This is a genomic window from Methylobacterium sp. AC690 (assembly GCF_979256535.1).
This window is the reverse complement of sequence record NZ_CEEDOX010000019.1, coordinates 16,189-36,371: the sequence shown is the minus strand read 5'-3', so window position 1 is coordinate 36,371 and position 20,183 is coordinate 16,189. Positions and strand designations below refer to the sequence as shown.

The window sequence follows — 20,183 nt, the reverse complement described above, 5'->3', positions numbered from 1 at the left end:
TCACCGGCGCGGGGCTTTGACTTCCTCAAATCGGCTCATCATCAAGGCGACACGTCCCGTCATCAGGTCGCCTTCATGGGCGTGCCTCACACGGAAGGAGTTTCGAACACCGGCACCAGTGGTCAGCTTTGGTGCGAACCTTACGCCTCTTCCTCATCCTCCTCGCCGGCCTCGTGCTCTCCGTGCATGTGCATGGTGAGGACGTGCGAGGCCGTGAAGGTCGTTGCCTCGCTCAGGATGAGGGTCATCGTAGCACGATTGTAGGTGTTGGCCGTGTAGAGGCCGCTGTGGATCAGCAGGCAGAGCGTCATAAGGATCTCGCCCCCACATTCTTCCTCCGTTCCACCAGTGAACGCCAGGAGGTGCTCTTGCAGAGCACTTACCTTGATGGGACCGGCGAGATGAGCCGTGTGGCGAACCGCTTCCGCAAAGAGAGCAGACCTCCATTCCGCAGAGCCGATTGTGTGATCCTCAAAAGGTTCGGCAAACACGTTCACGCCGCTCGTTCCTCTCCAAGTGCCCTCGGGACGTATGCATCGCCTCTCTGAGTGACGAGGGGCATGGGTATCTCGCCGCACCTCCGTTCACCGACCTCGACCGCTCCCCTCCTGGGCGGAATGGAAACAGGCATGACCGCGCGCGGCTACCCCGGAACAGGCACGATCCCGACCACGAACGGCGTCGTGAATAACGAAGCGAACAAGGCCGGCCTGGAAAGCACATCCGTGAGTGGGGAACATCGAACAGGCGACACGATCGACAAGGTCGATCAGGTCAGTCGCGTGACCCTGCTTGGCGTGGCCGCTGCCGGGGCGGCCGTGATGCTCGGGGCATGTTGGTGCGTGGGCTGATTGCAGAGATGCTGCCGACGCGGGCGTCGTTCAGATTGAGGCTGGTAGGTCTCCGGAGCGAGCTGCTCGGATAAGCGGATCCGCAGGGAGAAACCCTATGTTCAAGACACTCACGCTTGGTACTGGCCTGATGGCTGCCAGTCTGTTCCTGGCATCGGCCCCGGTTTCGGCAACACCGCTTGGTGTTACGACGATGCCGGAAACTGCGACTGCTGTAGAAAACGTCCAATACGGATATGGCTATGGTGGCGGAGGATACGGGCGCCGCGGTTACGGGGATGGATATGGGCGCCGCGGCTACGGTGGCGGTCATCACTTCGGGCCGCGCTTCGGCGGCCGTCACTTCGGTTATGGTCGAGGGCGCGGTCACGGCTATGGACATGATCGCGGTTATGGCCGCCGCGGCTTCTACTAGAACCTCAAGGCGTCCCTCAAACCTGAGGGACGCCACCTGCGCGTCCCGCGGCCTGCTTGACCCAGACCTCGTCATCGTTACCGTCAACGATCCGGACGGACGCGGCATGATGCAGGGTCAAGCCCTCCTCAGCATGCGCTTTGGCCGCTTCCAGGTCGCTCGGTTCTAAGCGTGAGCCGATCTCACCGTGAGCATCGTAGAATATGATACGGTACGTCATGCTCTGAGAACGTGTCTACTTGTTGGAGACATCTAGACCGACTGCGATAGGTGCGGAGAACGACAGTCTATCGACCTGAGCTCGCCACCCCCTTGCGAGGAGAGGGTGACGATCGGCTCGAATCAGCTACGGCCGAGTTGCTTGTGCATATCCTGAAGGAGCATTTGATGCTCCTTGATCTGACCGCGCATCAGCTTCGTCACGTTGAGGTTCTCGCGATCCTTGCCGGTCTTCAGGTAAGCCTCCTGGATCTCGAGCAACTGCTGATGCCCCTCGATCTGACCCTGCACGTACTCACGATCGAAGGCGGCTCCAGCCTCGGCCTTCTGAAGCTTCTCGACCATCGCCTTTCCTTTGGCGTCGAGGTTCGACTGGACAGTGTCGGCGGTCGGAGCCTTCACCTGCCCGCTGGCTGGCGTGCTCTGATCGCGCATCGACTTCAGCACGTCAGCGATCGTCTCCTGCTCGGCGACCTCCAGCTGCGCAAACTCCTTCACCTTCGGGTTCTGCGCTTTCTTGAGGGCGATCTGGCTGGTCTGGAGAGCCAGGAGACCGACGGTCGTGGTGTCGGCGGCGTGCTTGGCTTCCGCCTCGTCCATCGCCGCAGCCTTGTTGCCCGTCTTCTCGGATGCCGAACTCGACGGGTTCTGCTCGGATGCTGAGCCTGACGCATTCTGAGCGGCGGCCGGAAGCGCGATGCAAGGCATGGTAAAGGCCAGCGCGACAGCGCTGAGCGTGAGACGACGCATGAGATTTCCTCGTGTAGCGGATTGGCACGAGGCTCTCGCGAACGAAGACGCTCGTGAGATCCTCCTGATACCGCGCCAACCGAGCCCAGGCCGTCAGTGTTTCCGGATTTGTACCCGCAGGAGTTGAATGCGTCCGCGTAGCGCACCGGCGTCAGGGCAGCGTCTTCTCAGCGCCACGCCGCGCGCCAGCTGGCCGCCTACGCCTCGTCCTTTAGGCGAAACCTGCGCTCCCCGGAACTGTCGTTGATGCGAGTCCGCTCGCCGTCGCGCGCGCCGGGCAGGTGGTCGATTCGCTCACGACCGACCCAATACGCCTCGCGGACGCGCCACGAGCCTTGATCGGTCAGCTCGACCGCGAGCGCGGCGCACCGCTGATGGAGGCTCTGGACGCCTGCACCGCATGCTTCGGTCGGGGTGCCGTCGTGCCCGCCCGGGGTGGGCTCACCGAGAAACGGACTTGGTCGACGAAGTTCGAGATGCGCCGCCCGCGCTACACCACGCAGGTCGGTGCGCTGCCAACAGCGCGCGCTTGATCGCAACGGCTGCCTGCCCACGACGGCTTAGTTCGAAGGCTGCTCGACCGGCGTCGGCGACCGCAGAAAGATCAGCACGCCGCCCATAACGGACAAGCCGAGTGCGATGGCGAAGAGGAGAAAGAACCAACGAGGCATGCTGCCGGATAGCACGCTTGAGCGCACGGGTGGTGCGACGGGCATCAGTGGCATCGCGCCGCTGGGCCGGTCTTCCGATCCCCAGGGGCTGCCATTCACATGCTGATATCAGGAATGTCCTTGCCGGTGGCGTCGGGTGCAAGTGCCTCTTCGCCTTCCCAGGGCAGACTCTGCCAAGGCGGCTGGCCACCACGAGCCTCGTAATCCTCCCGTGACAGCGTGAGTTGGCCATGCTCGCCATCCTCCGCACGGATGCGCGTCGGCTGCGCCTGCTTCGGCAGGCACAGGTAGAGGCCCTTAAATGACGTCGCCATGTGTTCAGCCTTCCGATCCCCCATTGGCTGGAGCCGCGGGGAGGCATCTGCAACCGCTACTTCCGAGCTGCCATGAGGTCATGCGTCAGCACCGTCAGCTTGCCGATCAGACTCGTGACGTCAGCGCCCTTGCACGACCACTGCGTCCCAACGGCCTCGCCGTCTGCAGAAACCGAGACGACGGCCACCGAGCGCAGCTTACCTTCGCGAGCCAAGGCAAGCTGGTCCTGAAGCACCTCGATCATCGAGGCGATGTCCGCATCTGGACTGGTGAGCGCCACCCGTGGAGGGAACTGGACGACCTCAGCGCCATTGGACTGCCCTTTGTTGCTCATAGCGGCTCTCCTGCGCTGGTCTCGATGACGGAGGCATGCGGGAGGCCTTTGCGCGGAGTGTGGCAGCTTGTCCGTAACGTCGATCGTTGTGCGCAGGGTGTGGCTCTAAAACCACTTCTGAAGAAGCCTGACTGGCGGACGCTTCCAGTCCCCCCTGAACCCGATCGCCATGGCGCTCAAGGGGAACGACGCGCGCCTACTCGCCCGAGCCGGATACGGGAAGGCCCCGCTCAGGCGTTGGCACAACGCCCAAACCACCGGTAGCGTCGGGGGGTGTCGCCCCAAGGCGCCGGAGGAGCGCTTCGTACGTCTGAGCGGCCGGTGAGTGCGGCTGAACCTCGTTCGTGCTGCCCAGGAGCTGCCGGACGTCCTCGACGAAGAGTCGCTTGGCTTCGCCTCCCTCTGGGACCGTTTCGAACAGCCGACTGATTGCGAGTTCGTACAGGCCCACGAGGATCTCGAGCTTATGGGTGTCGTCGGACATCTCTCGGCTTACCCTTTCTGCTCGGCCAACTGCGCGAGCCGCGTCACTCTCAGGCGCCCTGTCTTCTCGTTCCGTGTCCCGACCGGATCGACCAGAGCAGTCACAATCCGTCGCACTCCCCGCGTGCTGACCATCGTCTCGGATGGTGCAAGGCTTGCTCGGGAAGCCGTCCGACGCCGCAAGGTATCCGAAGAACCTGCCCTTCGAAGAACCGGCGCGGAAACGAATGGCGTAGCTGCTGGCAACTGCGCTCAGAGCGACCATCAAAGGTGAGTTGGATGTCCAATCGGATTGCACGCCGTTCGGTTCTCAGCGGAATGGCGGCCACCGGTGCTGTCGCCGCGTTTGGTCCCGCAAAATCTGCAGGCGCCTCCAGTTCGACGACTGCGGCCTCTGCAGGCGAACTTGCCCAGGCCATTCGCTCCAAGCAGCTAAGTTCTCGCGAGGTGGTCGAGGCGTACCTGAGCCGTATCCAGCGCATCAACCCCAAGCTGAACGCCATCGTCCAGCTCACTGCTGATTCTGCCCGGCGGCAAGCAGACGAAGCTGATGCTGCGCTCGCCCGCGGCGAATCAAAGGGTCCTCTCCACGGCGTTCCGATAACGATCAAGGACACCTTGGAGACGGAGGGCGTCATCTGCACGGGCGGAACGCTCGGCCGAACGCACTACGTGCCGAAGGCGGATGCAACGTCGGTTGCTCGCCTTCGCGCTGCCGGCGCAATTCTCCTGGGCAAGACCAATGTGCCGGAGCTGGCTGGCGCGCTCGAGACTGACAATCTGATCTATGGGCGGACCAACAATCCGTACGACCTTACACGGACGCCGGGCGGAAGCAGCGGCGGCGAGGCGGCCATCGTCGCGGCGGGAGGTTCGCCGCTCGGGCTCGGTACGGACGCCGGAGGCAGCATCCGCGTGCCGGCACATTACTGCGGTTTGGCGGCCTTGAAGCCCACGTCGGGTCGTGTTCCGCGGACCGGGCAGTTCCCTCGCCCTATGGGAGCCCGGAATTCGGTTTTCCATGTCAGTCTGATCGCCCGGAAGGTCGATGACCTCGCCCTCGCGCTGCCGATCATCGCGGGTTCGGATTTCCAAGACTACACCATCATCGATATGCCATTGCTCGACAGCCGCGCTGTGGATGTGCCGAAGCTTCGCCTCGCCTACTTTGACAATGACGGGACTCTTGCACCGACGCCGGAAATCGCCGCCGCGGTGCGCGCCGCTGCTGATGCACTCGCGAACTTGGGCGTAAGAGTCGAGGAGCGCCGCCCACCTGAGGCGGACCGCGCCGCAACGATCTACTACGACATGACCCGTGGTGATGGGGGCGCCGGGGTGCGCGCCTTCCTGAAGTCCGTCGGGACCGAACAGATCTCACCGCTCTTCGAGCAATCGCTCTCATCGCGCTCGGCACCCGCAATGGCCAGCACTACGGACGCCTTGGCCGCGTTCACGCGCTGGGATGCTTACCGCAACACCATGATGGGCTTCATGCGCGGATACGACGCCCTGCTGTCTCCGGTGCTGCCCAACGTCGCGCCGCACCATGGAAAGAGCTTCGATCCCACGCTGCAGACAGGAGTCGGCTATGCGCAGATGCACAATCTGACAGGATGGCCCACGGCCACCGTTCGCATCGGAACATCCCCCGAGGGCATGCCGATCGGTGTCCAGATAGCCGCGCGGCCGTGGCGCGAGGATATTGCGCTCGCCCTGGTACGATGCCTCGAAGAGAAGTTCGGCGGGTGGACGGCCCCGACGATCTGAGAATCGCCTTCATCCTCGAGCGCCCCTGCCGCGTGAACGATTGCGCCGCGCGCGCTGTATGTTCTCGACAAAGTCGCCCGGGATCTCGCCGAACGGCGCGAGGATTCGCGGCAGCCTCGCGTTCGCGGGTCTCGTCAGCGACAACCTTGACTGCGGCCGCGCCAGGCCTGCGCGCGCCATCGCTTCAGCCTTTTTCAATGCGCCACCCTTGGTCGGTGACACCACGCTTGCGCCCAGCACACAGGGATCGGCGTCTTGGGCATAGACGCGCCTGATCCGCGATGCGGAACAGGTCGGGCGCCAGGGACGAAGGTCCGTCCATCGCGGTAGGCAGGTGTTAAGGATGAGCCTGAACCGATGAGGAACATGCTCCGCCGTGGTGAGCTTCCCCCTGGTATGTCAGATCTGGAAGCGCTCATCGAACGCCTGAGGGCTGAACAGCATTTCTTGGTGCTGGAAGCGGAAGCGGGTGAACCACTCCCGTGCAGGGGTGTCCTGCAGCGGATCGCTGATTTCGAGGCCAAGATCCAGTCGGTCGAAGCGCTGATTGAAGATCGTTAAGACCGGCTTGAGCAGCAACGCTCCGCCTTCGCTGGACGCGGTTAGATGAATGTTGGGGCGGTTTCTACGAGACGGATGGGCGAGCTCTACCTTGCGGACCCTTGGAATGGCCGGAACAGCCATGCGAGACGGCCAGCTTCCTGATCTTCGACGTCGCTGATCTGATCGACGATCTGGCCGAGTGGCGCCGGCAACGCGACCTGGTACTTATCGAGGATGATGGCTGCGTCGAGCAACGCGTTGATGTGGGCCTTGGGAACCGGCTGCTCGACGGCCTGCGCTGCCAGCACCTGATCTGCGAGAAGCGTCGAGAGGCGCACAACCTTGGATAGCCGTTCGGGCGGACCTCCGTTTTCTGCTGTCATCTCAGGTTGCTCTCGCCGTTAGGCCTGACGTGAACATCCACCGTCCGCAGCAAGCGGACCAGCCCTGCACCAACCGACTCGGCACGACACCACCGCTCCAGATGGGAGGGTTCACTGGGACACCGCCTTCGGCGCAACCGAACAACTGTGGTCGAGTAGCATCTCGGCATGCGCCTCGGGGGAGCGATAGGCGAGCATGTAGAACCCCTTATCAGGATCGTTCGGCTCGCGGGCGATGATCGCGAAACTCGTCGAGCGCAGATCGGACGTACGCCACGGAAGCTGCCGCAGGGCAGCGAAGGGATTGAAGCCGTCCACCGCGGCCGCATCGATCCGCCGAACCATGAAACGCCCGCCCACGAGAGGCGTCGGAAACGCGGTCCAATTCTCCCGCAGGCGGAGGGAATGACGCTGTAGGGCAGCACGAACGGTCGGCCTGATGCAATCGAGATGGATATGGAGTTGGTCCTGACTCCGCCCACCCACGGAGTTCACGGCGAGGCCGACCTGCTCCACTAGCAATCGTCCTCCCAGAGCCGAGACCACATAAGACCGGGCGGCAAGCGCTGCTGTCCAGTAGGCGTTGCCGGCAGCTTGCTGAAGCTGCGGTGCTTCGAGGCCGACCACCGCGACGGTCGGCATGACAACGGTGTGTGTCGGCTGTCCGGGCGCCCGTAGGACGGCCGTTCCGGGACGATCCCCATCGCCCAGATCGACCGAAAGGCAGGGAAAGGCGCGGCCCGTGGTCTTTTTCGTGAGAAGACAGCCCTGCAGGGCGATCCAGAGAACGTCGCGGGAGGGGTTCAGGGTAGCCCGGGCCGGCGTGACAGCCGCTGCAACGCAGAGCAGGAGAGCCGGTAACCGGAACGCACCTTTCACGTCTCAAGACCTCTTCGTCGCGCAGCGCTCGCTACGCGAAGGCGGGACGGAGCCTGAAGCGACGGTAAATCATTGAAATGATTGGCGCACCCGACACGATTCGAACGTGTGACCTTTGCCTTCGGAGGGCAACGCTCTATCCAGCTGAGCTACGGGTGCTGACCGTGTCGTTCTGGTAGCCCATGCACGGGCTCCGCGCAACGGGTCGTGGCAGCCTTTCGGCTCAAAGGGATGTCCGCAAGGGCTTCGAAAGCAAAGGTCGCAGGTCCCAATCGGGTCGGGTTGATCAGGGTGCAAGGGCGCCGTTTGTGCGCTGAGATGCTGGGCAGATGCGAACACGGCTCGGCTGCGGCGCGGGGTGCGCGCCGTTCCTGTGGCGCGCCAAGATCGTCTTGCGGCAGCGCTAAGGTGGCGTCGGCGTTTCGCTCAGCTTTGCGTGGCTGCGAAGGCGCTCGCATACAGCCAGCGCGTCGCCAACGGCCGCGAAAGCAGCGGTGTTGTCGAAGATGCACCAGCACTCGCGCCCGTGCACGGCGTCGCCTTGCAGGCGTCCGGCGAGGGCATCCAGAGCGCTGGGTGGATAGGCCGAGTAGTACATCTTCGGTGAGCCATGCAGGCGCTCGTAGCGCAGACCATGCCAGCCGCCGGGTTCGCCGGCGCCGGGCACTGGGGACGGATCAGCTGCGACGCGCGCGATACACAACTCGGTCAGCAGCGCATCGACATCGTGCGCGAACCAGCTGGCGTGCCTCGGCTCGCAGACGATGCTGCCGCCATGACTGTCTCGGAAGGCCCGCAGGAACCCAGCGCTCGTATCTCGGTCGAAGCGGAGGCTCGGCGGCAGCTGGATCAGGAGCGGGCCAAGCTTGGGGCCGAGCCCGGCGACCTCGCCGAGGAATTGGCGCAGCAGCCCCTCGGCTCGATCGAGCCGCTGCTCGTGCGTGATCGTGCGCGGAAGCTTGACGGCGAAGCGAAACCGTTCGGGCACGGAGGCCGCCCATCGCGCATAGGTCCCGACCCGGTGGGACCGGTAGAACGCAGTGTTGATCTCAACGGCATCGAAGCGCTGCGCGTAGCGCTCCAGATGGCTGCCGGATGCGGGGAACGCATCGGCATGGGCCTTCGGCACGCTCCAGCCGGCCGTCCCAATCGCGATCACGCTGTTCGAGCCCCCAACCTTGAAGAACGTCTCGGGCAGGGTGCGCGGGCGCCGGAGGCGGCGCAAGCCGGCGCCTCGCGGAACGATGGGGCCATGAATCGCGTCAGGCCCTGGAACATCGGCCGTCCTTGCCAGTCCTGATGGTGCAGCCCACCTGCCGGCCGTGCCCATCAGCGGAGATTTTCCTTGTCGACCAAAACTCGGATCTACACGTCGCCATCGGCGTTCCCGAACCCTCAGCGCCTTCGCCTCTTCCTGCACGAGAAGGGCATCACCGACGCCTTCGAGGAGGTGATCTACGATATGGCCCCCAAGGGCGAGCAGCGCGGCTGGCGCCACCTCAAGATGAACCCGTGGGGCGAGACACCGACGCTGGAACTGCCCGACGGCAGCTATCTCTCGGAGTCGTCCGCGATCGTGCGCTACCTCGATGCACACCATGAGGGCCGCAGGATCACCGGCGAAACGCCCCTCGCTCAGGGGCTCGACGCGATGTGGGACAATCGCGTCTGGGTGCAGATCCTCTACCGGCTGACGACGCTGTTCCACGTCTCGCATCAGGGTCTCGGACCGAAGCTGGAGCTGACGAGCAACCCGCAATGGGGCGAGCATTGCCGCAAGGAGGCCCTGGCGCACGCCGCCCTCGTCGATCGACACCTGGCCGAAGGACGCGAATGGCTGCTGGGCGGCGAGCACCCGACCTTTGCCGATATCACCCTCTGCACGGCCATCGCCTTCTCGAAGTTCGGCCCCGTAGCCACGCCGCTCGACGAACGGTTCGAGCAGCTCGACGGATTCTGGCAGCGCTGGAAGTCTCGCGACAGCTTCCGGAAGGCCTATGCCGATGGTGGCGGCCTCGAGGAATTGGCACAACTCACTCCGTAGCCTCGGGCCGATGCAGGACGCGTCCCGGTTCCAGCCGGAATGCGTCCTGATGGGGTTTAGTCGGCGAAACCGGCGAGGACGACCTTGCCCTTCGCCTCCCCGCTCGCGATGAGCGGATCAGCGCGTGCGATGTGTGCGGCATCGATCAAACCGAAGAAGTCACCCGGCGTGGTGCCCGACCTGACCTGACCCCGCCCACCCGGCCGCCTGCCACAGTGCCGAGATGCGGCGCTCGCCATGGCGTCCGAACTTGGACGCCGGGGCCATGCTGGCGCGGGTCAGCGCATCCTGGTTGGTCAGTACCGCCGGCACGAAGCGTTGCATGCCCCGAGGCTCGCCGAGGATCCGGCAGGCCTGGCTCGCGTCGCGACGGATCCGGCGCATGACATCCCGGGACCATGCAGTCCGAGACCATGCAGATGGTGGAGCGGGGCTTGAACTGGGTCGCCAACGATCGCGTCGTCCGGGTCTGTCAGGCTCATCCTGAGCCAGACAGACGCTTGATTCCTGTCTTGGCGTTTGTCTTTTCGGGACAACCGCTTCTCGCTTATTCCTGACAAGCTCTCGGCAAGGCGCTCGCGTCCCAGCGATCGAGGTGCGGTTCGATGCCCCGGCCGGCGACGCGCATCCATCGCAGATCGAAGACGGGACGCAGCGTGCACGCAAAGCGATCCTTCGATCGAGCCTATTCAACCACGGCACGAATTTCGCTTACGCCTGCTTGGGATGATCGTCGACCCGGGCAGGATCGGTATCGCCCAAAGTCTCCGTAGCCCTTCGAAGCGGCGGTTGGACCCGCAGTTCCAAGGGTCGGGCCGCCGCATTCGGAAACGCGCCATAGGAAAGGATGATCGGCAGAGCGACAACCACGCAGAGCAAATCGAGACATCCCAGACCGCTGCCGTATCGATCGACATCCGAGCCAACCCGAGACCGACCTGCGACGCGGCGCGATGCCCGCGCCAACACATCTTCAGCACTTCCCCGGTCGAGGAACCCTGCGTTCTGAAAGAGGCCGATGCAGAATAAAGGGTCACACAGAGTAAATTGCTCGCGGCCTTTGCCAAAGACAATAATAGATCAACACCTGCGACTTGCAGCACAACCCCAACCACAAGGGCATCGAAGCCTGCTCTAAGTCGTTATGCGGCCAGGTCAAAAACAGGTCTCATCCTGCACCTCTGATCGGGTGAGGCATGGTTGCCATCCCGCCAGGGTCAATACGTCAACGCGACTGCCCGACATGCGATTCGAGATAAACCCGATCGGCCGTCCGGAAGACTGGAGAGACGTCCGATCTACCGCCCTTTGAACAAATCGCGAGCAGATATCTAGGATTTCGAAGAGCTAATTCGTACCGACTGGAGTGTAAAATGGCCAATACTTATGCGCCTGTCCCTGCAAGCGGCAATCAAGACATCAATGGATTGCTGGCAGGCTTGCGCTGGACGAACACCGATATGACGTTCAGTTTTCCCACCGATCCTGCCCAGTACGAATACAGAGGCGAGAGGGATTTAAACTTCCAGTCTTTCAGCGAGCGGCAAAAGGAAGTTGTCCGAGAGATGTTGAGTTCTGTCGCCTCAGTCGCAGATCTCTCTTTCACCGAGGTCGACGGAGGGGCCGGCGATTTACGTTTCGCCATGTCGGATATGCCCCCAAATGCGTGGGCTTACTATCCAGGCAATGGCCCCGATGCCGGCGACACTTGGTATAATACGGTAGGGTTCGACGACCCGGTCGTCGGAACCTATGCTTTTTCTGCGATGCTCCATGAAATCGGGCATGCGCTGGGCTTCAAGCACGGCAATGAGCCCGGTGTATTCGGGGCCATGACCTATGAGCATGATTCAAGCGAATACACGATCATGGCCAAATCCTATGTCGGCTCAGATGGAGGGTATGCCGAAAACGAGCTCAACGGCTTTCCTCAATCGCTGATGATGTACGACATTGCCGCGCTGCAATACATGTACGGAGCGAATTATGACGTCAACGCAGGCGACAATCGCTACCAGTGGAGCCCCGATACTGGCCAGCTCTCGATCGATGGCAATGGATTCTCCATTCCGTTGGAAAATCGCCTGTTCATGACGATCTGGGATGGGGGAGGAAATGATACATACGATTTCTCGAATTATGGGACAAATTTGAGTATCGACCTGTCTCCCGGAAAGTGGACGGTAACCTCCGTCAGTCAACTGGCTCAGCTCGGAGTAGGTCATCCGGCGGCTGGCAATATTGCCAATGCCCTCCTGTATGACGACAATACCGCGTCTCTCATCGAGAACGCCATCGGCGGAGCGGGCAACGATACGATTGTCGGAAACAGCGTTGACAATGCGCTGGCCGGTTGTTTGGGCAACGACACGCTGACCGGCGGTGCCGGGAACGACCGCCTCGACGGCGGCCTCGGCGCCGACACGGTGGCGGGCGGCATCGGCAACGACACCTTCGTGGTGGATAGCATCGACGACAGTGTCATCGAGTCGACCAGAGAGGGCACGGACACCGTCCTTGCGGCGATCTCCTACGCGCTCAGCGCCAACGTCGAGAACCTGAAGCTCACGGGGATGGGCACCATCGACGCCACCGGCAATACGCTGGACAACGTCCTCATGGGCAACGCGGCCACCAACACGCTGTCGGGCGGCGCCGGCGATGACTGGCTCTACGGTGGTACCGGCGACGATACGCTCGACGGCGGCACCGGCGACGACCTCATGATCGGCGGCATGGGCGACGACACCTACGTCGTCGGCGCGCGCGGTGATCTCGTGGTCGAAATGACCAGCCAAGGCATCGACACCGTGCGGTCCTCGATCAGCTACACCCTCGGAACCAGCCTCGATGCCCTGACCTTGACCGGCACGGCCGATCTGACGGGCACGGGCAACGCCCTCGGCAACACCCTGATCGGCAACGGTGCGGACAACGTCCTCGACGGCGACAGCGGTAAGGACGTGCTCATCGGCGGGGGCGGCACCGACACCTTCGTGTTCCGCCCGGGCGAGACCAACGGCGACAAGGTCATGGACTTCAACGACGCAGGTGCGTCGGCGGGCGACCGCCTGGCGTTCTCCGGCTTCGGTCCGGGCGCCACGCTGAGCCAAACGATGGGCACGGACGTCTACACGATCACGGCGGATACCGACCTTTGGGGGGAGTTGAGCGAGACGTTCCAGATCGCCGGCGTGACCAACCTCGACCTTATCGGGAGCCTGAAACACGACGTGTTGCTCGTCGCCTGAGGACCAGACTTGAAACGAAGACAGACCTACGGCGCGCCCGCGCCGCAGGTCTGCTCCGGTCGAGCGGCCTGGGGAGCCGCGCTTTCCGAGGCTCACGGCGAGGGCAGCGTCGACTTCATTCGTTGGGATCGCCCAGATCGGCAGAATTGTCCCTGCATCACGGGTCCGCGCGCAGGCGGAGCCGACCGGACCGTCCGTCCAGGATACCGCGCGATGGATTGTCTCTCGGCTCTCCCCGCAACGTCAGGCCGGTCAGGGCGGGGATCGAGCGAGAGCCACCATGCCAAGGTCGTCGATCGCCCGCTTTTCGCGGGCCGCACACCGAGATGAGACGGGTCGAGGCGCACCTGGGCGCTCGGGCCGAATCGCGATGGCTAGGGGAGCCGAGTGGTGCGGGCGGTCGGAATCGAACCGACACTCCTTGCGGAACCGGATTTTGAGTCCGGCGCGTCTACCAGTTCCACCACGCCCGCAGCATCCGCGTCATCGCACACCTTCCCGGTTTCGGCCAGAGGGGTTTTCTTCGCAGTGCGGTCTGCGAGCGCTCGCCAGGAACGGCGCCGTATGGTCAAAGGGCGCCGCCCATCCCTTCCAGCCTTCCCGGACCCCTCATGATCCGTCGCCTCTACGAGTGGATCCTCGCGCTCGCGGGCAAGCCCTCCGCGCCCTACGCCCTTGGGGCGGTGGCCTTTGCCGAGAGCTCGTTCTTCCCGGTGCCGCCGGACGTGATGCTGGTGCCGATGGCGGTGAGCCGGCCGGACCGAGTCTGGTTCTATGCCCTGATCACCACCCTGGCCTCCGTGGCGGGCGGCCTCCTCGGCTACGCCATCGGCGCCCTGCTGTTCGACTCCATCGGGCAATGGGTGTTCCGGGTCTACGGCTTGTCCGACAAGGCCGCGACCTTCCAGGCCTCCTACGCCGAGTACGGGCACTGGGTGATTCTGCTGAAGGGCCTGACGCCGATCCCGTTCAAGCTCGTGACCATCACCTCGGGCTTCGCCCATTACGACCTGTTCTGGTTCGTGGTGCTGTCGCTGCTGACGCGCGGCGCCCGGTTCTTCATCCTGGCGGGACTTCTGGGCCGCTACGGCGTTCAGATCCGGGGGGTGCTCGACCGGCACCTCAACGTGGTGGCGGCGATCTCCGTCGCCGTCATCATCCTCGGCTTCGTGCTGTTCAAGGTGTTGCTCTAGACCAAGGTGATTGTAGACAGATGGACTACGCCTCGCTCCTGCGCCTGCGCCGCACCGCCCTCCTCCTGCTCGTCGGATCCGTAACGACGCTCGCGGGAGCCTGGTATTTCCAGTGGGGGCTCGGCTACGTGCCGTGCAAGCTCTGCCTGCAGGAGCGCATTCCCTACTACGCGGCGATTCCGCTGGCGGTCCTGGGCCTGGTCCTGCCCGCCTGGGCCACCCGTCTCGTCCTCGGCCTCGCCGCCCTCGGCCTCCTCTATGGAGCCGGGTTGAGCGTCTATCACGCGGGCGCGGAGTGGAGCCTCTGGGCCGGCCCCACCGATTGCGGCGGTGGCGCGGGCGCCAATCCGGCCGCCGTCGGCGATTTTCTGAACGCACTCCAGACCACGCGCGTGGCCGATTGCTCCACGGCGGCCTGGCGCTTGGCCGGGATCTCTCTCGCGGGCTGGAACGCGCTCATCGCCTTCGCCCTCTCGTCGATCGCCGGGACCGCCGCGCTGAAGCGCTGAGGCTCAGTGCCGGTCGTCGGAGGCCGGCGGGAGGGGCGCCACCGCGATGCCCTCGTCGACGAGGGCGCGGGCCTCCTCGAGGCTCGCCTCGCCGTAGATCGCACGGGTCTCGGTCTCGCCGTAATGAATCCGCCGGGCCTCCTCCGGAAAGCGTGCCCCGACATCATCGGCGTTCCGCGTCACCTCCTCGCGCATCGCCCGCATCAGGGCGCGCAGGCGCTGCTCGGGCTCGGTGAGTGCCAGTTGCGGCGTCGCCGGCGGCTTGGCGGGAGACGCGCCAGCCTCCGCGGGGGTCCCGACGGGGGCCGGAAGCGTGCGAGGACCGCGATCCATCCGGGCGACCGAGGGCGCCATCATGCTCTTGCTGACCCGGACCGAGCCGCAGACCGGGCAGGAGACCAGCCCGCGTGCCGCCTGGGCGTCGAAGGAATCACTCGACGGAAACCAGCTCTCGAAGCCGTGCTCGGCCTCGCAGACGAGGGTGTAGCGGATCATGGGTCAGGGTTTTCGGAACGCGTCTGCGGGCGGTGTCAGGAGGCGCGCCCCACCCGCTCGATCGTGAAGGGGCGGGCATGCTCCAGGGTCGGAATGCGGGCGCGGGCATCGGCCACGCGGGCAAGATCGATCTCGGCGAGGATCACCCCCGGCTCGGCTCCGTCGGCGTCGGCCAGGATTCGGCCCCAGGGATCGACGATCAGGGAGTGACCGTAGGTGTCGCGTCCATCCTCGTGGTGTCCCCCCTGCGCGGCCGAGATCATGAACGAGCCGGTCTCGATGGCGCGGGCCCGGTGCAGCACGTGCCAGTGCGCCTCGCCCGTCTGCCTGGTGAAGCAGGCCGGCGCCGTCAGGACGGTGGCGCCCGCCTCCGCCAGGGCCCGGTACAAGGCCGGGAAGCGGATGTCATAGCAGATGGCGAGGCCGATGGCCGCCCAGGGCGTGTCGGCGATCACGGCGCAGGCGCCGCCCGTATAGGTCGCCGATTCGCGCCAGCGTTCACCGTTGGGCAGGTCGACGTCGTAGAGATGCAGCTTGTCGTAGGAGGCGGTGATCGCTCCCTCGGCATCGATCAGGAAGGCGCGGTTGGCGACCTTGTCGCCGTTGCGCACGGCGAGCGACCCGATCTGGAGCACGAGGCCGCGCTCACGGGCGACGTCGCGCAGCGCCGCCAGCGTCGGGTCGTTGTCCTGGGCCGTGACCTTCTCGAACAGGCTCGCCTTGCTGCGCTCCACCAGAGAGGTCATCTCGGGCGTCTGGACGTAGTGCGCCCCGGCATCCGCGGCCGCGCGGACCAGGGCCACGGCGGCGTCGCGGTTGGCGAGCGGATCGCGGCCCGAGCGCATCTGTACGCACGCGGCCGTAAATTTGGTCGCGTCGTTCATGAGGCCACCAGGGCGTCGAGCTTGCCGGCACCGTTCAGGGCATAGAGGTCGTCGCAGCCACCCACATGGGTGTCGCCGACGAAGATCTGCGGCACGCTCGTACGGCCCCCGGCGCGCTGGACCATGGTGGTGCGCGCGCCGGCCGTCCGCTCGACGTCGATCTCGGTGAACGCGATGCCCTTGTCGCGCAGCAGGCTCTTGGCCGCCGAGCAGTAGGGACACCACGCGGTTGTATAGATCGTGACCGGCTTCATCGTCGAAACGCCCCATCCCAATCCGTACAGCATATAGGCGAGCCGGCGGGCTCTTCCTACTGCCTCGATTCGGTGAGGGCGCTGGCGTTTACGCTCAGGCGGCCAGAAGCTTCTCGACCTCGTTGACGAGGTCGCGCAGATGGAAGGGTTTCGACAGGACTTTGGCGTCCTTCGGGGCCTTCGAATCCGGGTTCAGAGCCACGGCGGCGAAGCCCGTGATGAACATCACCTTGATGTCGGGGTCGAGCTCGGTGGCGCGACGCGCCAGCTCGATCCCGTCCATCTCGGGCATCACGATGTCGGTGAGCAGCAGCTCGAAGGGCTCCTCGCGCAGGCGATTATAGGCCGACAGCCCATTGTCGAACGACAGCACGTCGTAGCCGGCGTTCTGCAGCGCCTTGGCCAGGAAGCGGCGCATGTCGTTGTCGTCTTCCGCCAGGAGGATCTTCATCGAGCAGCGTCCCGTACCTTTGATTCGACGTGTTCTTTCCACAAAGCACCGGCTTGGTAAACAGAACGTTGCCAGCCCGACGGGACGGGGTGTCCAACGGCACCCAGAGCGGCCTTGCGACGCCTCCGTCCTGCTGGACAGGCGAGTTGGCAAACCGCAAAGTGAGTCGATGCGTTGTCCCGTCCGCACCGAGGCGCCCGCGCCGCGATGACAGAGCCGTTCCAGACCCCCGAAGCGTCCGGAGCGGCGGTCTTCGATCCGCCCTTCACGGTGGACGAGCCGACGGCGCATACCCTCCCCTTCGTCTTCAACACACCGCATTCCGGCGCGGTGTACCCACCCGCCTTCCTGGCCGCCTCGCGCCTCGACGGGCTCGCGCTGCGGCGCTCGGAAGACGCGCACGTGGACCGGCTGTTCGCCCCGGTGGTCGATCTCGGGGCCCCCTTGATGCGGGCACATTTCCCGCGCGCCTTCCTCGACGTGAACCGCGAGCCCTATGAGCTTGATCCGCGCATGTTCGACGGACGCCTGCCGGCCTTCGCCAACACCCGCTCCATGCGGGTGGCGGGCGGCCTCGGCACCATCCCGCGCCTCGTGGCCGACGGGCAGGAGATCTATCGCGGACGGCTGCCGGTGGAGGTCGCGGTCGAGCGGATCGAGACGCTGTACAAGCCCTATCATCGCACGCTGCGCAGCCTGATCCAGCGCACCGCCCGCCAGTTCGCCCACGCCATCCTCATCGACTGCCATTCGATGCCGTCGTCGAGCCTCGGGCGCGACGAGGCGGCGCGGGCGGACATCATCCTGGGCGACCGCTTCGGCACGGCCTGCGCGCCGATCCTGATCGACGCCTTCGAGCACCACCTGCGCGCTCGCGGCTACCGCGTCCTGCGCAACAAGCCCTACGCGGGCGGCTTCATCACCGAGCATTACGGCGAACCGAACGTCGAGCGCCACGCCCTGCAGATCGAGATCAACCGCAGCCTCTACATGAACGAGGCCTCCCTCGCGATCACGCCGGGCTTCTCGGAACTCGTCTGGCACCTGCGCAGCGTCGTGGCAGCCGTGGCCGCCGAGGTCCAGGGCCTCGCCCCCTCCCGGATGGCCGCTGAATAGGGGCATCCGACAAGAAAGATTTGGCAGCGGCCCGAAAAGATTTGCCGCTCGCATGCGCGAAAGTGACGGTTTTGCCGGCCCCATCCGGGCGAAGTCCGGTTAGAGGTAGCCCAGATTGTGCGCGTACCTATAATGCAGGGACGCCGCTGCCGCACGAGCCAGAGCCCATGACGTCTCGCATCCCCGACTTCGCGACCGTTCCCTACGCGGCCGATGCCATCCCGGCTCCGGTGCCGCCCACGGGCGAACCCTGGATGACGCCCGAGGGCATTCCGGTGAAGGGCGTCTACGGCCCCGAGGATCGCGACGGCATCGAGTTCCTCGACACCTACCCAGGGGTGGCACCCTACCTGCGCGGTCCCTACCCGACGATGTACGTGACCCAGCCCTGGACGATCCGGCAGTATGCCGGGTTCTCCACGGCGGAGGATTCGAACGCCTTCTACCGGCGCAACCTCGCCGCCGGGCAGAAGGGCCTTTCGGTGGCTTTCGACCTTGCCACCCACCGCGGCTACGATTCCGATCACCCGCGTGTCTCGGGCGATGTCGGCATGGCCGGCGTGGCGATCGATTCGATCTACGACATGCGGACGCTGTTCTCCGGCATCCCGCTGGACGAGATGACCGTCTCGATGACGATGAACGGCGCGGTGCTGCCGATCCTCGCCCTCTACATCGTCGCGGCCGAGGAGCAGGGCGTGCCGCCGGAGAAGCTCGCCGGCACGATCCAGAACGACATCCTCAAGGAGTTCATGGTCCGCAACACCTACATCTATCCGCCGGCGGGTTCGATGCGGATCATCGGCGACATCTTCGCCTACACGTCGAAGAACATGCCGAAGTTCAACTCGATCTCGATCTCCGGCTACCACATGCAGGAGGCCGGGGCGACGAACGACCTCGAGCTCGCCTACACGCTGGCGGATGGGGTCGAGTACATCAAGGCGGGTCTGGCGGCTGGCCTGACCATCGACCAGTTCGCCCCGCGCCTGTCGTTCTTTTGGGCGATCTCGACGAACTTCTTCATGGAGATCGCCAAGATGCGGGCTGCGCGCCTGATCTGGGCCAAGCTCGTCAAGGAGTTCGAACCGAAGAGCGACAAGTCGTTGCCGCTGCGCACGCACAGCCAGACCTCGGGCTGGTCGCTGACCGCCCAGGACGTGTTCAACAACGTCACCCGGACGTGCATCGAGGCGATGGCGGCGACGCAGGGCGGCACCCAGTCCCTGCACACCAACGCGCTCGACGAGGCGCTGGCCCTGCCCACCGACTTCTCGGCCCGCATCGCCCGCAACACGCAGCTCTTCCTGCAGCAGGAGAGCGGCACCACCCGCATCGTCGATCCGTGGGGCGGCTCCTACTACGTCGAGAAGCTGACCCAGGACATCGTCACCCGCGCCTGGGAGCACCTGCGCGAAGTCGACGAGCTCGGCGGCATGGCCAAGGCCATCGAGGCCGGCATCCCGAAGCTGCGAATCGAGGAGGCCGCCGCCCGCGCCCAGGCTCGGATCGATTCCGGCCGCCAGACCATCGTTGGCGTCAACAAGTACAAGCCCGACGACGATCGCGCCATCGAGCTGATGCGGGTCGACAACGGCAACGTCCGCACCCTGCAGATCGACAAGCTGAAGCGCCTGCGCGCCGAGCGCAGCCAGGCCGACGTCGACGCGGCGCTGGCCGCCCTCACGGCCGCGGCACAGGGCCAGGGCAACCTGCTCGAACTCGCGGTCAGTGCGGCGCGGGCCAAGGCCACGGTCGGCGAGATCTCGGATGCGCTGGAGAAGGCCTGGGGCCGTCACCGGGCCGAGATCCGCTCGATCTCGGGCGTCTACAAGCGGGAGGTGGGTGGCATGTCGCCGGTGGTCGAGACCGTTCGCAAGCTCGTGGAGACCTTCGAGGAAAATGACGGGCGCCGCCCGCGCATCCTCGTCGCCAAGATGGGGCAGGACGGCCACGACCGCGGCCAGAAGGTCATCGCTTCCGCCTTCGCCGATCTCGGCTTCGACGTGGATATCGGACCGCTCTTTGCGACTCCCGCCGAGGCGGCGCGGCAGGCGGTGGAGAACGACGTCCACATCGTCGGCGTGTCGTCGCTGGCTGCCGGCCACCTGACCCTGGTGCCCGAGCTCAAGGCGGCGCTGACGGAGCAGGGCCGCGGCGACGTGATGATCGTCATCGGCGGCGTGATCCCACCCGGCGACTACGACGCCCTCTACGCCGCCGGTGCCTCGGCGATCTTCCCGCCCGGCACCGTCATCGCGGAGGCCGCCGTGAAGCTGATCGAGGAGCTGAACGGGCGGCTCGGCTACGCCGCCCGCCAGGCCGCGGAATAGGACGGTCCAGCGGGCGGTCCGTTCGCCCGCTGTGGCAGTC

Annotated in this window: 23 protein-coding genes, 2 tRNA genes and 1 pseudogene; 10 read left to right on the top strand and 16 right to left on the bottom strand. The window is 65.0% G+C overall.

From position 1 onward, the window contains the following. Nucleotides 1–140: 140 nt before the first annotated feature. Nucleotides 141–311, bottom strand: a complete 171-nt coding sequence (locus AC0IY1_RS20530; protein ID WP_156375524.1) for a hypothetical protein — start codon at nucleotides 309–311, stop codon at nucleotides 141–143. 318 nt (nucleotides 312–629) lie between these two features. Between AC0IY1_RS20530 and AC0IY1_RS20525 the strand changes: the two genes are divergently transcribed. Together AC0IY1_RS20525 and AC0IY1_RS20520 are read left to right on the top strand one after the other, a co-directional pair. After that, nucleotides 630–851: a hypothetical protein gene (locus tag AC0IY1_RS20525; RefSeq protein WP_471771952.1), complete on the top strand. Its 222-nt coding sequence runs from the start codon at nucleotides 630–632 to the stop codon at nucleotides 849–851. A gap of 242 nt (nucleotides 852–1,093) precedes the next feature. Further along, nucleotides 1,094–1,435, top strand: a complete 342-nt coding sequence (locus AC0IY1_RS20520; protein WP_471771950.1) for a hypothetical protein — start codon at nucleotides 1,094–1,096, stop codon at nucleotides 1,433–1,435. Nucleotides 1,436–1,608: 173 nt separating this feature from the next. Here the strand turns inward: AC0IY1_RS20520 and AC0IY1_RS20515 are convergent, their stop codons facing one another. Then, nucleotides 1,609–2,235, bottom strand: coding sequence for a DUF4142 domain-containing protein (locus tag AC0IY1_RS20515; RefSeq protein WP_471771947.1), 627 nt, complete (start codon nucleotides 2,233–2,235; stop codon nucleotides 1,609–1,611). A gap of 374 nt (nucleotides 2,236–2,609) precedes the next feature. On the opposite strand from AC0IY1_RS20515, the gene AC0IY1_RS20510 reads away from it, so the two are divergent. Beyond that, nucleotides 2,610–2,768, top strand: coding sequence for a DUF4113 domain-containing protein (locus AC0IY1_RS20510; protein ID WP_471772066.1), 159 nt, complete (start codon nucleotides 2,610–2,612; stop codon nucleotides 2,766–2,768). Nucleotides 2,769–3,001: 233 nt separating this feature from the next. On the opposite strand, the gene AC0IY1_RS20505 is transcribed toward AC0IY1_RS20510, so the two are convergent. From AC0IY1_RS20505 to AC0IY1_RS20495, 3 genes are all read right to left on the bottom strand, one after another. Next, nucleotides 3,002–3,220 (bottom strand): hypothetical protein, encoded by a 219-nt coding sequence (locus AC0IY1_RS20505; RefSeq protein WP_471771945.1) that lies wholly within the window; start codon nucleotides 3,218–3,220, stop codon nucleotides 3,002–3,004. Between the two features lie 56 nt (nucleotides 3,221–3,276). After that, on the bottom strand, nucleotides 3,277–3,555 hold the full coding sequence (locus AC0IY1_RS20500; RefSeq protein ID WP_055948012.1) for a hypothetical protein: 279 nt from the start codon (nucleotides 3,553–3,555) through the stop codon (nucleotides 3,277–3,279). Between the two features lie 196 nt (nucleotides 3,556–3,751). Next, on the bottom strand, nucleotides 3,752–4,039 hold the full coding sequence (locus AC0IY1_RS20495; RefSeq protein ID WP_471771943.1) for a hypothetical protein: 288 nt from the start codon (nucleotides 4,037–4,039) through the stop codon (nucleotides 3,752–3,754). 278 nt (nucleotides 4,040–4,317) lie between these two features. Between AC0IY1_RS20495 and AC0IY1_RS20490 the strand changes: the two genes are divergently transcribed. Next, nucleotides 4,318–5,808: an amidase gene (locus AC0IY1_RS20490; protein ID WP_471771941.1), complete on the top strand. Its 1,491-nt coding sequence runs from the start codon at nucleotides 4,318–4,320 to the stop codon at nucleotides 5,806–5,808. A 399-nt stretch (nucleotides 5,809–6,207) separates the two neighbouring features. Here AC0IY1_RS20490 and AC0IY1_RS20485 read toward each other — a convergent pair whose 3' ends face one another. The 5 genes from AC0IY1_RS20485 to AC0IY1_RS20465 all read right to left on the bottom strand — a co-directional run bounded on the left by AC0IY1_RS20485 (nucleotide 6,208) and on the right by AC0IY1_RS20465 (nucleotide 8,838). After that, a complete protein-coding gene (locus AC0IY1_RS20485) occupies nucleotides 6,208–6,492 on the bottom strand; it encodes a hypothetical protein (RefSeq protein ID WP_471771939.1) in 285 nt (94 codons plus the stop codon). Beyond that, nucleotides 6,456–6,734, bottom strand: coding sequence for a hypothetical protein (locus AC0IY1_RS20480; protein ID WP_471771937.1), 279 nt, complete (start codon nucleotides 6,732–6,734; stop codon nucleotides 6,456–6,458). The genes AC0IY1_RS20485 and AC0IY1_RS20480 overlap by 37 nt, the downstream gene beginning before the upstream one ends. A gap of 111 nt (nucleotides 6,735–6,845) precedes the next feature. After that, entirely contained in the window at nucleotides 6,846–7,613 is a 768-nt protein-coding gene (locus AC0IY1_RS20475) for a CDP-diacylglycerol diphosphatase (RefSeq protein WP_471771934.1), read from the bottom strand. Nucleotides 7,614–7,695: 82 nt separating this feature from the next. Continuing rightward, nucleotides 7,696–7,772, bottom strand: a tRNA-Arg gene (locus AC0IY1_RS20470). A 244-nt stretch (nucleotides 7,773–8,016) separates the two neighbouring features. Continuing rightward, on the bottom strand, nucleotides 8,017–8,838 hold the full coding sequence (locus AC0IY1_RS20465) for a DUF72 domain-containing protein (RefSeq protein WP_471771931.1): 822 nt from the start codon (nucleotides 8,836–8,838) through the stop codon (nucleotides 8,017–8,019). 120 nt (nucleotides 8,839–8,958) lie between these two features. Between AC0IY1_RS20465 and AC0IY1_RS20460 the strand changes: the two genes are divergently transcribed. Next, nucleotides 8,959–9,657: a glutathione S-transferase family protein gene (locus AC0IY1_RS20460; RefSeq protein ID WP_471771929.1), complete on the top strand. Its 699-nt coding sequence runs from the start codon at nucleotides 8,959–8,961 to the stop codon at nucleotides 9,655–9,657. Nucleotides 9,658–9,852: 195 nt separating this feature from the next. Here AC0IY1_RS20460 and AC0IY1_RS20455 read toward each other — a convergent pair. After that, nucleotides 9,853–10,011: pseudogene (locus tag AC0IY1_RS20455) on the bottom strand (IS3 family transposase); the annotation flags it as partial. 1,019 nt (nucleotides 10,012–11,030) lie between these two features. Here AC0IY1_RS20455 and AC0IY1_RS20450 point away from each other — a divergent pair. Further along, entirely contained in the window at nucleotides 11,031–12,908 is a 1,878-nt protein-coding gene (locus AC0IY1_RS20450; protein ID WP_471771927.1) for a M10 family metallopeptidase, read from the top strand. A gap of 388 nt (nucleotides 12,909–13,296) precedes the next feature. Here the strand turns inward: AC0IY1_RS20450 and AC0IY1_RS20445 are convergent. Beyond that, nucleotides 13,297–13,381: transfer RNA gene (locus tag AC0IY1_RS20445), tRNA-Leu, on the bottom strand. Nucleotides 13,382–13,519: 138 nt separating this feature from the next. Between AC0IY1_RS20445 and AC0IY1_RS20440 the strand changes: the two genes are divergently transcribed. Continuing rightward, entirely contained in the window at nucleotides 13,520–14,101 is a 582-nt protein-coding gene (locus AC0IY1_RS20440; RefSeq protein WP_055947995.1) for a YqaA family protein, read from the top strand. A 20-nt stretch (nucleotides 14,102–14,121) separates the two neighbouring features. After that, complete coding sequence (locus AC0IY1_RS20435; protein ID WP_055947992.1) at nucleotides 14,122–14,610, top strand: disulfide bond formation protein B; 489 nt, start codon at nucleotides 14,122–14,124, stop codon at nucleotides 14,608–14,610. A gap of 3 nt (nucleotides 14,611–14,613) precedes the next feature. Here the strand turns inward: AC0IY1_RS20435 and AC0IY1_RS20430 are convergent, their stop codons facing one another. The 4 genes from AC0IY1_RS20430 to cpdR all read right to left on the bottom strand — a co-directional run bounded on the left by AC0IY1_RS20430 (nucleotide 14,614) and on the right by cpdR (nucleotide 16,694). Continuing rightward, nucleotides 14,614–15,105 (bottom strand): DUF1178 family protein, encoded by a 492-nt coding sequence (locus AC0IY1_RS20430; RefSeq protein WP_471771925.1) that lies wholly within the window; start codon nucleotides 15,103–15,105, stop codon nucleotides 14,614–14,616. A gap of 35 nt (nucleotides 15,106–15,140) precedes the next feature. Next, complete coding sequence (locus AC0IY1_RS20425) at nucleotides 15,141–15,989, bottom strand: carbon-nitrogen hydrolase family protein (RefSeq protein WP_471771923.1); 849 nt, start codon at nucleotides 15,987–15,989, stop codon at nucleotides 15,141–15,143. After that, nucleotides 15,986–16,243: a glutaredoxin 3 gene (gene grxC / locus AC0IY1_RS20420; RefSeq protein ID WP_103708489.1), complete on the bottom strand. Its 258-nt coding sequence runs from the start codon at nucleotides 16,241–16,243 to the stop codon at nucleotides 15,986–15,988. The genes AC0IY1_RS20425 and grxC overlap by 4 nt, the downstream gene beginning before the upstream one ends. Nucleotides 16,244–16,337: 94 nt before the next feature. Next, entirely contained in the window at nucleotides 16,338–16,694 is a 357-nt protein-coding gene (cpdR, locus tag AC0IY1_RS20415; protein WP_003603128.1) for a cell cycle two-component system response regulator CpdR, read from the bottom strand. Nucleotides 16,695–16,901: 207 nt separating this feature from the next. Between cpdR and AC0IY1_RS20410 the strand changes: the two genes are divergently transcribed. Continuing rightward, nucleotides 16,902–17,810: an N-formylglutamate amidohydrolase gene (locus AC0IY1_RS20410; RefSeq protein ID WP_471771922.1), complete on the top strand. Its 909-nt coding sequence runs from the start codon at nucleotides 16,902–16,904 to the stop codon at nucleotides 17,808–17,810. Between the two features lie 167 nt (nucleotides 17,811–17,977). Then, on the top strand, nucleotides 17,978–20,143 hold the full coding sequence (scpA, locus tag AC0IY1_RS20405; protein WP_055947976.1) for a methylmalonyl-CoA mutase: 2,166 nt from the start codon (nucleotides 17,978–17,980) through the stop codon (nucleotides 20,141–20,143). Nucleotides 20,144–20,183: the final 40 nt, after the last annotated feature.